Origin of the sequence: Paractinoplanes toevensis (assembly GCF_018332695.1) — a bacterium.
Taxonomy (GTDB): domain Bacteria; phylum Actinomycetota; class Actinomycetes; order Mycobacteriales; family Micromonosporaceae; genus Actinoplanes; species Actinoplanes toevensis.
Genome location: NZ_BOQN01000129.1, coordinates 1 through 11,490 on the forward strand (window position 1 = coordinate 1; position 11,490 = coordinate 11,490).

The 11,490-nt window shown below is 70.1% G+C and carries 10 protein-coding genes; 2 read left to right on the forward strand and 8 right to left on the reverse strand.

Going from position 1 to position 11,490, the window contains the following annotated elements; genetic code table 11:
- Positions 1-106: 106 nt before the first annotated feature.
- From Ato02nite_RS43110 to Ato02nite_RS43130, 5 genes are all read right to left on the reverse strand, one after another.
- A complete protein-coding gene (locus Ato02nite_RS43110) occupies positions 107-688 on the reverse strand; it encodes a type III secretion system chaperone family protein (RefSeq protein WP_213012510.1) in 582 nt (193 codons plus the stop codon).
- 134 nt (positions 689-822) lie between these two features.
- The gene (locus tag Ato02nite_RS43115; protein WP_213012511.1) at positions 823-1,482 is read right to left on the reverse strand and encodes a DUF8185 domain-containing protein; all 660 of its coding nucleotides are present in this window, start codon (positions 1,480-1,482) and stop codon (positions 823-825) included.
- Positions 1,479-1,883 carry an acyl-CoA thioesterase gene (locus tag Ato02nite_RS43120; protein ID WP_281419898.1) on the reverse strand — a complete coding sequence of 135 codons (405 nt, stop codon included), beginning with the start codon at positions 1,881-1,883 and terminating at the stop codon, positions 1,479-1,481. The genes Ato02nite_RS43115 and Ato02nite_RS43120 overlap by 4 nt, the downstream gene beginning before the upstream one ends.
- Positions 1,876-3,552, reverse strand: a complete 1,677-nt coding sequence (gene ettA, locus Ato02nite_RS43125; protein WP_213012517.1) for an energy-dependent translational throttle protein EttA — start codon at positions 3,550-3,552, stop codon at positions 1,876-1,878. Before ettA ends, Ato02nite_RS43120 begins: the two co-directional genes overlap by 8 nt.
- A 121-nt stretch (positions 3,553-3,673) precedes the next feature.
- Positions 3,674-4,210, reverse strand: a complete 537-nt coding sequence (locus Ato02nite_RS43130; RefSeq protein WP_213012512.1) for a hypothetical protein — start codon at positions 4,208-4,210, stop codon at positions 3,674-3,676.
- Positions 4,211-4,347: 137 nt separating this feature from the next.
- Here Ato02nite_RS43130 and Ato02nite_RS43135 point away from each other — a divergent pair, with 137 nt between their 5' ends.
- Positions 4,348-5,826 carry an alpha,alpha-trehalose-phosphate synthase (UDP-forming) gene (locus tag Ato02nite_RS43135; RefSeq protein WP_246608069.1) on the forward strand — a complete coding sequence of 493 codons (1,479 nt, stop codon included), beginning with the start codon at positions 4,348-4,350 and terminating at the stop codon, positions 5,824-5,826.
- Here Ato02nite_RS43135 and cobA read toward each other — a convergent pair.
- From cobA to cobC, 3 genes are read right to left on the reverse strand one after another with little or no spacing between them, the layout of a single operon-like run.
- Complete coding sequence (cobA, locus tag Ato02nite_RS43140) at positions 5,812-6,999, reverse strand: uroporphyrinogen-III C-methyltransferase (RefSeq protein ID WP_213012513.1); 1,188 nt, start codon at positions 6,997-6,999, stop codon at positions 5,812-5,814. The two genes, Ato02nite_RS43135 and cobA, sit on opposite strands and share 15 nt — an antisense overlap.
- Positions 6,996-8,129 (reverse strand): nicotinate-nucleotide--dimethylbenzimidazole phosphoribosyltransferase, encoded by a 1,134-nt coding sequence (cobT, locus tag Ato02nite_RS43145; protein WP_213012518.1) that lies wholly within the window; start codon positions 8,127-8,129, stop codon positions 6,996-6,998. Before cobT ends, cobA begins: the two co-directional genes overlap by 4 nt.
- A 5-nt stretch (positions 8,130-8,134) precedes the next feature.
- Complete coding sequence (gene cobC / locus Ato02nite_RS43150; RefSeq protein ID WP_213012514.1) at positions 8,135-9,187, reverse strand: Rv2231c family histidinol phosphate aminotransferase CobC; 1,053 nt, start codon at positions 9,185-9,187, stop codon at positions 8,135-8,137.
- Between the two features lie 66 nt (positions 9,188-9,253).
- On the opposite strand from cobC, the gene Ato02nite_RS43155 reads away from it, so the two are divergent.
- A partial coding sequence (locus tag Ato02nite_RS43155; RefSeq protein ID WP_213012515.1) for a transglycosylase domain-containing protein occupies positions 9,254-11,490 on the forward strand: 2,237 nt, incomplete at its 3' end.

Sequence of the window (11,490 nt, forward strand, 5' to 3'; positions counted from 1 at the left end):
ACGGCCGTCAACTCATCAGCGGGGCAAAACGCGGGAGTCCCGTGCGAATGGCAGCCCTTTGAGAAACATGAACGTTGGTCGGTGGTTGCTCTTCGCTTCGTTGCTCTTAGAGCAGGGCGCCCTCGTCGTGTAGCCAGTCCACGAAAGATGTGGCTACTGCGGCTCCGCAGTCGAGCATTTCTACTACCAGGGCGTCGTGGGCGCCGGCTGCCAGCGGGACCTGTAGCTCGGCGTAGATCGGGAGCTGGCCTCGCTCGGTCGGGTCGCCCACGTAGGCCTTGCAGAAGCGCCGGGTGTGGTTCCACTCGTTGACCACGCGGTAGGCCCGGTCGGCCCAGTCGGGCGGAACCGTTGCGTGCGGCCGGGCCCGCATCACGAGGATCTCGTCGTCCGGTCCCTCCAGGGTGAACAGCACGGCGTGCCGCTCCCACATCGCCAGCAGGCTTCCGCCGCCGTCGGCGAGGAACCGGATGTCGAGCATGTCGAGCGCCTTGCCGATGCGCGCCAGCGTCACCGGAGCGATCTGCTCGGACTCCTCGGACTTGGCCGGGTCGGCCGGAACAGCCACTCGACTCGGCTCGCGCTGAGCCGGGACCCCGACGCGAACGGTGCTCCGCACCGCTGTATCACTACCAGAATCCGGGGCGTTGCCCGCCGCCGAACCCGGACGCCATGACCACCACGGCATCGTTGCGCACCTCACTCCCCAGCAGAGCCCCATCGCCGGACGTAGCGAAGTGGATCCGAGGGCCGACGGTACCCGTACAGGTCGCGGAGGTCATCCCCCCAACGGGAGGGCGCGACCGGACGTACGATCCTGCATCACCCTTTCGGGTGACTCCCTATGGGCATAACAGTCAATTTGCTGACCGCCTGTAGCCAGGCAACTCCATATGGTGCGGAAAGACCCACCCAGCGCCCGGCCACCCGCACTCGAGTATCCGGCACGTCGGCGCCCTCCGGGCCCAGGAAACCCATTCGGGATATCGCCTGAACGAGTCGCTGGGAGACCTCCACCGGCCGTCCGCCGGGCGAAGTGACCACCAGGGCCACGTGGTCGAGCAACGCGTCGCGTACGGCCCGCTGGCCGACCGCGCGCCCGGCCAGACCGCCCGTCGAGACCTCCCGCAGGGTGCCGGCCGCCGCGGCGGCCAGGCGGGTCAGCTCGGCCGCCGACACCGACTCCACCGTCTCGCCGGCCGGCGGCGGCAGCGGCCAGCGCCACTGTGCATCCCGCCGCTCGGGCAGCTGGTCGCCGCCCTTGGCCAGCACCGACAACAGCTCCGACGCGGACACCGTGGCATCGTCCGGGCCTCGGCCGGCCACCTCGCGGGTGACCAGGACGTCCCAGGGCAGGCGGGCCCACAACGCGGTGCGGCCGGTCGAACCGCGCAACCGCACCGGCGCGCCCGGGTCGAGCCTCGTCAACCGGGCCAGGAAGGCGCCTGCGTCGGGAACCCCGACGAGGCCGTGCTCGCTCATGACTCGCGGTAGGGCTCGAGGAACGCGAGCTCGGCTTCGCTGAGCCGGCGAGGGTGGCCGTTGGCCAGGTTGTACGGCACGCAGACCGATTTCGCCCGGCTGGCCAGCACACCGTCGTCGAACAGTTCGTAGGCGACGGTGAACGAGGCGGCCCGGGTCTCGGAGATCCACATCTCGATGCGCACCGGATCGCCGTAGTCCACCGGGCGCAGATAGTCGATCTCGTGCCGGGCGATGACGATGCCCTCCTCGAAGGAGCCCAGGCCGTGCTTGCGGGCTCCCACGAAGAACATCTCGACGCGCGCCTCCTCGTACAGGGTGAGGAAGCGCGCGTTGTTGACGTGCCCGTACGCGTCCATGTCGGACCAGCGCACGGGCACGTCGGTGACGAATCTAGTCACGGGTCAGCTTGCGGTAGGTGACCCGATGCGGGCGGGCCGCGTCGGCACCGAGCCGGTCGATCTTGTTCTTCTCGTACGCGTCGAAGTTGCCCTCGAACCAGAACCACTTGTCCGGGTCCTCGTCGGTGCCCTCCCAGGCCAGCATGTGGGTGGCGACCCGGTCGAGGAACATCCGGTCGTGGGAGATGACCACGGCGCAGCCGGGGAATTCGAGCAGGGCGTTCTCCAGGCTGGACAGCGTCTCGACGTCGAGGTCGTTGGTCGGCTCGTCGAGCAGGATCACGTTGCCGCCGATCTTCAGCGTCATCGCGAGGTTGAGCCGGTTGCGCTCGCCACCGGAGAGCACCTTGACCGGCTTCTGCTGGTCGGGGCCCTTGAAGCCGAAGGCCGCGACGTAGGCCCGGGAGGGCATCTCGACCTTGCCGACCATCAGGTGATCGAGACCGTCGGAGACGACCTCCCACACCGTCTTGGTGCCGTCGAGGCCGGAGCGGTTCTGGTCGACGTACGACAACTTCACCGTCTCGCCGACCCGCACGCTGCCCTCGTCCGGCTGCTCGAGCCCGACGATCGTCTTGAACAGCGTGGTCTTGCCGACGCCGTTCGGGCCGATGATGCCGACGATGCCGTTACGCGGCAGCGAGAACGACAGGTGGTCGATCAGGGTGCGCCCGTCGAAGCCCTTGGTGAGGTCCTTCGACTCGATGACCGTGCTGCCCAGGCGCGGGCCCGGCGGGATCTGGATCTCCTCGAAGTCCAGCTTGCGGGTCTTCTCCGCCTCGGTGGCCATCTCCTCGTACCGGTCGAGGCGGGCCTTGCTCTTGGTCTGCCGCGCCTTCGCGTTGGACCGCACCCACTCGAGTTCGTCGGTGAGGCGCTTCTTCATCTTCGCGTCCTTGCGGCCCTCGACCGCCAGACGCTGCGCCTTCTTGTCCAGGTAGGTCGAGTAGTTGCCCTCGTACGGGAACGTCCGGCCGCGGTCCAGCTCGAGGATCCAGTTGGCCACGTTGTCCAGGAAGTACCGGTCGTGGGTGATGGCGATGACGGTGCCGGCGTACTTCGCGAGGTGCTGCTCCAGCCAGCTCACGCTCTCGGCGTCGAGGTGGTTGGTGGGCTCGTCCAGCAGCAGCAGGTCGGGCGCTTCGAGCAGCAGCTTGCACAGCGCGACCCGGCGGCGCTCACCACCGGAGAGCTGGGTGACGTCGGCGTCCGGCGGCGGGCAGCGCAGGGCGTCCATCGCCAGTTCGAGCTGCGAGTCGAGGTCCCAGGCGTTGACGTTGTCGAGCTGCTCCTGGAGCTTGCCCATCTCGTCCATCAGCTCGTCGGTGTAGTCGGTCGCCATCTCTTCGGCGATCTTGTTGAACCGGTCGAGCTTGGCCTTGGTCTCCGCGACCGCCTCCTCGATGTTGCCGAGGACGGTCTTGGTCTCGTTGAGCGGCGGCTCCTGGGCGAGCATGCCGACGGTGTAGCCGGGCATCAGCCGGGCCTCGCCGTTACTCAGGGTCTCCAGGCCGGCCATGACCTTGAGCAGCGTGGATTTACCCGCGCCGTTGGGGCCGACCACGCCGATCTTGGCGCCGGGCAGGAAGTTCAGCGTCACGTTGTCGAGCACGACCTTGTCGCCGTGCGCCTTGCGCGCCTTTTCCAGGACGTAAATGAACTGGGCCACGGTGCGCCCTACCTCCGTGATCATGATTTCTGCGACCGGCGAGTGCCGAATACCGAGGGCAATCTTTCCAGGTCGCCTTACGGCCACCTCAGACAACCCCGTCAGACGCGTACGGATTCCCTCACTCGACCCGGTCCACGTCGCTCACCTGGGTCTTGCGGCCGTCGGCGAAATGGACCTCGAGCTGTTGCCGGTTGACCACGAACTGGGTCCCGTTGTCGGCGGTGGCCAGGTATTCGTCGTCGCCCTCGCGGTTGACCTGGGACAGGAACAGCCCGTTCTTGTTCTGCACCAGTGGCCCCTGGTCGCTCTTGGTCTGCGACTGGTAATACAGCGAACCGGCGCCGTCCTGACAGATCCAGACGATGGTGCGGTTATCCGTGACGATCTTGAAGATCTGCCGCAGGTCGTCGGGGAAGCCGAGACCGCGCGCCGTCTGGATCGTCTCCTCCGGGCAGAGCGGGCCGGAGGGCTCGGACGAAATGTCCGTATTTGGGGTTTCACTGCCGGTCTGCACCGACGCCCGCACGCGGTCATTGTGCCGCTCGCCGAGCAGGAACCCGATGGTCATGCCGATGATGGTGAGAAAGACGGTGGCAATGACCACAGGGAAGAAGATCGGCCGGCGCGGCGGGGAAAGATCGTCGGACGGTGTCACCGGCCCAGGATGGCACCAGGCAGCTACCGCGGTCCATCTCAGCGGCCGCAGAGCTGGATGAGACTGGCCGCGCCCCGAGGTGCTACGCACAGTAGGCTCGGGGTCGGGAACAGAAACGACCCGGAGGTGCACTCAGCGTGGCCGAACGAAGTTCCTTCGTCGTTGTCGCCAACCGTCTGCCCGTCGATGAGGTCACCGGCCCCGACGGCGAGAAGCAATGGCGCACCAGCCCCGGCGGGCTGGTCACCGCGCTGCATCCGGTGCTGACCGAGCACGGCGGCACCTGGATCGGCTGGGCGGGTGGCACCGGCGAAGCGCCCGAGCCGTTCGAGCTGGAGGGCATCAACATCCACCCGGTGCCGCTCAGCGCCGAGGAGCTGGAGCGCTACTACGAGGGCCAGTCGAACGCGACGATCTGGCCGCTCTACCACGACGCCGTCGAGACCCCGGTGTACAAGCGCCGCTGGCGTGAGGCCTACCGCCTGGTCAACCAGCGGTTCGCCGAGGCCGCGGCCGAGGTCGCCGAGGACGGCGCCACCGTCTGGGTGCAGGACTACCAGCTTCAGCTGGTGCCGGCCATGCTCCGGGAGCTGCGCCCCGACCTGAAGATCGGGTTCTTCCTGCACATCCCGTTCCCGCCGATCGAGCTGTTCATGCAGATGCCGTTCCGGGCCGAGGTGCTGCGCGGCCTGCTCGGTGCCGATCTGGTCGGCTTCCAGCAGCGGCTCGCGGCGCAGAACTTCGTGCGGCTCGCCCGGCACCTGCTCGGTCTGCGCTACGAGGGGCAGTCGATCCAGGTCGACGGCCGCAAGGTGAAGGCCGGCGCGTTCCCGATCAGCATCGACACCCGCGAGATGGAGCGGATGGCGGCCGACCCGACGGTGCAGGCCCGGGCCAAGCAGATCCGCGCCGAGCTGGGCGACCCGGAAACGGTGATCCTCGGCGTCGACCGGCTCGACTACACCAAGGGCATCGAGCTGCGCCTCAAGGCGTTCCGCGAGCTGCTCGCCGACGGCAAGCTCAAGGTCGGCGACGCCGTCATGGTGCAGGTGGCCACGCCCAGCCGGGAGCGGGTCGAGCACTACCAGACGCTGCGCGTCAAGGTGGAGCGCGAGGTCGGCCGGATCAACGGCGAGTTCGCCCGGGTCGGCGTGCCCGCCGTCCACTACCTCCACCAGTCCTACTCGCGGCAGGAACTGGCCGCGATGTACGTGGCGGCCGACGTCATGATGGTGACCCCGCTGCGCGACGGCATGAACCTGGTCGCGAAGGAGTACGTCGCGTGCCGCGGTGACACCGGCGGTGCCCTCGTGCTGAGCGAGTTCGCCGGGGCCGCCGCCGAACTGCGGCAGGCGTTCCTGTGCAACCCGCACGACCCCGACGGCGTCAAGGACGCCCTGCTGCGGGCGGTCGCCGCCGAGCCGGCCGAGCTCAAGCGGCGGATGCGGGTCATGCAGCGGCACCTGCGGCAGCACGACGTGGCCGAGTGGGCGCGCACCTTCCTCGACGAGCTGGCCGCCGCGGCCGATCTGGACGTCCAGGCGGCGGCCCTCGAGGAGAAGGCCGCCGCGCCGGAGGAGAAAGCCCCCGGGGAGAAAGCCTCAGTCGAGAGCTGAGACCACCGCACCGATGACCACCGTGGCCGGCGGGCGCAGACCCGCCGCCGCAGCATCATCGGCCACCGCGCCCAGGGTGCTGCGCAGCGAGCGCTGATCGGGCGTCGAGCCCTCCTGCACCACGGCCACCAGGGTGTCGGCCGGGCGGCCCTCGGCGATCAGCCGGGCCGCGATCTTCGGCAGGTTCTTCAGCCCCATCATCACCACGACGGTGCCGCGCAGCCGGCCCAGCGCCGGCCAGTCGACCAGCGACTGCGGGCTGTCCGGCGGCACGTGCCCGGAGACCACCGTGAACTCGTGCGCGATGCCGCGGTGGGTCACCGGGATGCCGGCCAGTGCCGGCGCCGCGATCGAGCTGGTCACCCCCGGCACCACCAGCACCGGGACACCGGCGGCGGCGCAGGCGATGGCTTCCTCGCCACCACGGCCGAAGACGTACGGGTCGCCGCCCTTCAGCCGCACCACGAACTTTCCCTCGAGCGCGCGCTCGACCAGGATGCGGTTGATCTCCTCCTGGGCCGCGGCCGGACCGTAGGGGATCTTCGCGGCGTCGACGAGCTCGACGTCCGGGCGCAGCTCGCCCAGCAGCAGGCCGGGAATCAGCCGGTCGGCCACCACCACGTCGGCCGCGGCGAGCAGCCGGCGGCCCTTCACGGTGATCAACTCCGGGTCGCCGGGACCGGCCCCGACCAGGGCAACCCCCTTGTGCTCCGGCGCCGCCGGAGGGTCACTCTCCAGAGCAAGAGCAACCAGATCCCGTACGGCCATCGCGCGCCGCCGATCGCCCCCGTCGGTGACGGCCACGGTGACCTGCCCGTGCCGGGTGACGGCCGGGGTCCAGGCGGTAGCCGCGTCGCGGTCGTCCGCCCGTACGCAAAAGATCCGATTCTCCTCCGCGGCCGCGCTGACCTCGGCCGCCGCCGTGGGGTCGTCGATCGCCACGTGCACCAGCCAGGCGCCCTCGACGTCGGCCGGCTCGAACCGCCGCTCATGCCACACGACCCGCCCGGCGTCCGCGTGCCCGCGCAGGAACGGGGTCAGCTCGGGCGCCACGATCTCCACCCGGGCTCCCGCCGCGAGCAGCGCCGGCACCCGCCGGGTGGCCACCGCGCCGCCGCCGACGACGAGAACCCGCCGATCGGTCAGCCGCAGCGCCAACGGGTAGAGACTCATTTCTCCGACACTCCCGCCGAGTCGAACGTGGCGACCTCGTGCAGCACCCGCACCGCGGCCTCGACCACCGGCAGCGCGAGCACGGCACCGCTCCCCTCGCCCAGCCGCATGCCCAGGTCGAGCAGCGGCTCGAGGCCGAGGTGGGCCAGCGCGACGGCGGCGCCCGGCTCGACCGAAAGGTGGCCGGCCACCATGGCGGCGACCGCGTCCGGCGCGAACGCGGCGGCGGCCAGCGCACCCGAGGCCGCGATGACGCCGTCGATGATCACCGGGATCCGGTGTGCGGCCGCGGCCAGGATGAAACCGGCGATGGCCGCATGCTCGAGGCCGCCGACCGTGGCCAGCACGCCGAGCGGGTCGGCCGGGTCGGGGGCGTGCCGGTCGAGAGCCGCCCGCACCACCGTGATCTTGTGGGCGTGCATGGCGTCGTCGATGCCGGTGCCGCGCCCGGTGGCCTCCTCGGCCGTGCATCCGGTGAACACGGCGATCAGGGCCGCCGCCGGGGTCGTGTTGGCGATGCCCATGTCTCCGGCGACCAGGCAGGCCGCGCCCGCGGCGATCAGCCCCTCGGCGACTCGGATGCCGGTCTCGACGGCCGCGCGCGCTTCGTCGGCGGTCAGAGCCGGCTCGACGGTCATGTCCCGGGTGCCACGCCGGACGTTCGCCTCGACCAGCGCGGGCCGGGCGTCCCCGCCGCCCACCAGCGCGGCCGAGGCCTCACCGCCGCCCATCGGCGCGGCCGAGGCGTCGTCGTCGGCCGGGCCCTGCAGCAGCGGCGTCGCGACGCCCACGTCGACCACTGTCACCGCCGCGCCGGCCTGGCGGGCGAACGCGTTCACCACGGCGCCGCCGGCCAGGAAGTTGGCCACCATCTGCGCGGTGACCTCCTGCGGCCAGGGAGAGACGGCCTGGGCGTGCACGCCGTGGTCGCCGGCGAAGACCGCGACGGCGGCCGGAATGGGCAGCGGCGGCGGGCAGGTGCCGGCGACGCCGGCCAGGCGCACCGACAGCTCCTCCAGGGCGCCGAGCGAGCCGGCCGGCTTGGTCAGCCGGCCCTGCAGCTCACGGGCGGCGGCCATGGCCGGCTGGTCGGCGGGCCGGACGGCCGCCACGGTCGCCTCCAGAGTCACGTGGGTCACGGTCGCTCCTCGATCACATCGGTCAGGGTCGCCACGAAAGCATCGGTGATCGCAGTCTCGCGCACCGCGATCCGCAACCAGTCGGGGCCCAGCCCCGGAAAAGTGTCGCCACGGCGTACCGCGTAGCCGCGTTCTCGCAGCTCAAGTCGTATTTTGTCGGCACCCGGCAGGCGTACGGAAACGAACGACGCCGCCGGGGAACCGGCGACCGTGAGGTTCGGCACGTGCGCGAGGCGGCGCAGCAGATGATTTCGCTCGGCCGCGACGCGCGCCGCGATCTCGCGCTCCGCGGCGATCGCGATGGGTGACGCGCAGGCGGTCGCCGCGGCCAGCGCGGGGGTGGAGACGGCCCAGAGCGGCTGCGCTGCGGTCAGCCGCGGCAGCAGCTCGGCCGGGCCCAGAAGATAACCGATCCGCAGGCCGGCGAGGCCCCAGGTCTTGGTGAGGCTGCGCAGCACGACCAGGCCGGGCAGGTCCCGGCGGTCGGCGAGGCTCTCCGGCTCGCCCGCGGCGCCGTCACGGAAGGTGATGTCGGCGAACGCCTCGTCGACCACCAGCACGCGGCCGGGACGAGCGATTTTCGCGATCTCCGCGGCGGGATGAAGCACCGATGTCGGGTTTGTCGGGTTCCCCAGAAAAACCAGGTCGGCGTCGTCCGGGACCAGACCCGCGTCCAGCCGGAAGCCGTCCTCCTCGCGCAGCAGAACCCGGTCGACCTCGTGGCCGGCGTTGCGGAGCGCCGCCTCCGGCTCGGTGAACTGCGGATGGACGACGACCGGACGCCGCGCGCCCCGCAAGGCCTGGGCCAGCAGGACGAAGGCCTGGGCGGCCCCGGCGGTCAGCAGGACCTCCGACGGGTCGCGGTGGTGCCGGGCGGCCACGGCCGCCGTCGCTTCCGCATCGTCCGGGTACGCCCGCAGCTCGGTCAACGCGTCCGCGATCGGGCGGGACAGCCAGGCCGGCATGGGTTCGTGCCGCACGTTCACGGCCAGGTCGATCAGCCCGCCGCCCACCTCGCGATCGCCGTGGTGCCCGAGCTCGTAGGTCATGGCTCCCAGGATGCCGCACGGTATTCCCGGTCTCACTTCGGCCGTTTCGTGAGTACATGAACGCTTTTGTCATACCTTCGGAGGGTGGCTGCCGGAAAGATTGCTCCCCTGGTCCGGGCCGGCCTGATCGCGGGTCTCGTGATCGCCGGTCTCGCCTACCCCCTCGCCGCCCTCGCCGGAATCGGTGTCAAGGCCGGCACCGAGGCCCTCAAGGGCATGCCCGACGAGCTCATCGAGGTTCCGACGGCCCAGACCACCTATGTGTACGCCAAGGACGGCAAGACGCTCCTCACCATGTTCTACGAGGAACACCGGCGGCCGACCAAGCTAGCGGACATGTCGCCGTACGTCACCCAGGCGATCGTCGCGTCCGAGGACAGCCGCTTCTACGAGCACCACGGCGTCGACGCCAAGGGCGTGGCCCGCGCTTTCGTCGCCAACCGGCAGGCCGGCGGCGTCGCGCAGGGCGCCTCCACGCTGACCATGCAGTACGTGCGGATGGCTCTGCGGGACGGCGCGCAAACGCCCAAGGAGGCCCTCGAGGCCACCGAGCAGACCACCACCCGCAAGCTGCGCGAGATGCGGCTCGCGGTCGAGCTCGAGAACCGGATCTCCAAGCAGGAGATCCTGGAGCGGTACCTGAACTCGGCGTACTTCGGGCACCGGGCGTACGGGATCTTCGCGGCCTCGCAGGTGTTCTTCTCGAAGGCGCCGAAGTACCTCGACCTCAACGAGGCGGCCCTGCTCGCCGGCCTGGTGAAGGCGCCGTCCGCATACGACCCGGCGGTCGGGGACCAGAAGTCGGCCATCGACCGGCGCAACTACGTGATCGACCAGATGCGCAAGATGCACACGATCAGCGCGGCGCAGGCGAGCGACGCCAAGGCCGCGCGGATCAACCTCAAGCTGAGCTCGCCGCCGAACGACTGTCTGTCGATCATCCCCCGGCACAACAACTGGGGCTTCTTCTGCGACTACTTCAAGGCGTGGTGGAAGGAGCAGCCCGCGTTCGGCACCAATCCCGAGGAACGCGAGGAGAACCTGCGCCGCGGCGGCTACCGGGTGATCACCTCGATCGACCCGGACATCCAGGCGTCGGCCATGGAGCACGTGCTGGACAAGGAGAAACGGAACAGCCGGTACGCGCACGGCCAGGTGATCATCGAGCCGAACAGCGGCCGGATCGTCAGCATGGCGGTTAACCGGACCTACTCGCTGGCCCCGAACCGGAAGCGGAACACGAACTACCCGAACACCGTGAATCCGCTGCTCGGCGGTGGCCGGATGGCCGGTTACCAGGCCGGATCCACCTTCAAGATCTTCACGATGCTGGCCGCCCTCGACGCCGGGATGCCGCTGAGCACCGACTACTACGCCCCCGAGCGGTACGTCACGAAGTACATCACCGCGCCCGGCCCGGCGACCTGCGGGCACTACTACTGCCCGAAGAACTCCAGCAAGACGATGACCGGCCGGCAGACCATGTGGAGCGGCTTCGGAAAGTCGGTGAACACGTACTTCGTGCAGCTGGAGGAGAAGGTCGGCGCGGACAAGGCGGTCGAGATGGCCGAGCGGCTCGGCCTGCGGTGGCGCACCGACGTGGACCGGATGCTGGCCACGCCGGAACACGCCGCCGGGTGGGGCGCCTTCACGCTCGGCGTCAGCGACGTGACCCCGGTCGAGATGGCGAACGTCTTCGCCACCCTGGCCGCCGAGGGCAACTACTGCCAGCCGCTGCCGGTCCGGACGATCCGCAACCGGGACGGCACCGACACCAAGTTCCAGGGCAAGCTGGTGGCGGCGCCGCGCTGCCACCGGGTGGTGAGCGCGGACGTCGCCCGGGCGGCGACGGACGCCGCCCGCTGCCCCACCGGGTACGGCTCGGCGAAAGGCTCCTGCAACGGGTCGGGAACCTCCCCGATGGTGTACGCGACGATGAAGCGCCCGGTCGCCGGCAAGAGCGGCACCACGGACAGCAACAAGACGGCGTGGTTCTGCGGCTTCACCCCGCAACTGGCCGGTGCGACCTTCGTGGCCGACCCGGACGATCCGAACGACTACGTCGGCACGAGCCGCTCCACGATCTCCAAATACACCTTCGCCCAGACCCTCAAGGACGCGCTGAAGGGCCAGCCCAAGCTCAAGTTCACCCCGCCCTCCCGCAAGATCACGTGGGGCGGCGACCGCTCGTCGTCCTCCTCGGACGACTCGGATGATTCAGACGACTCGGACCGCTCGAACCGGCGCTCAGACCGGGACTCGGACGACTCCGCCGACTCGGACCGGCGCTCAGCCGACTCGGA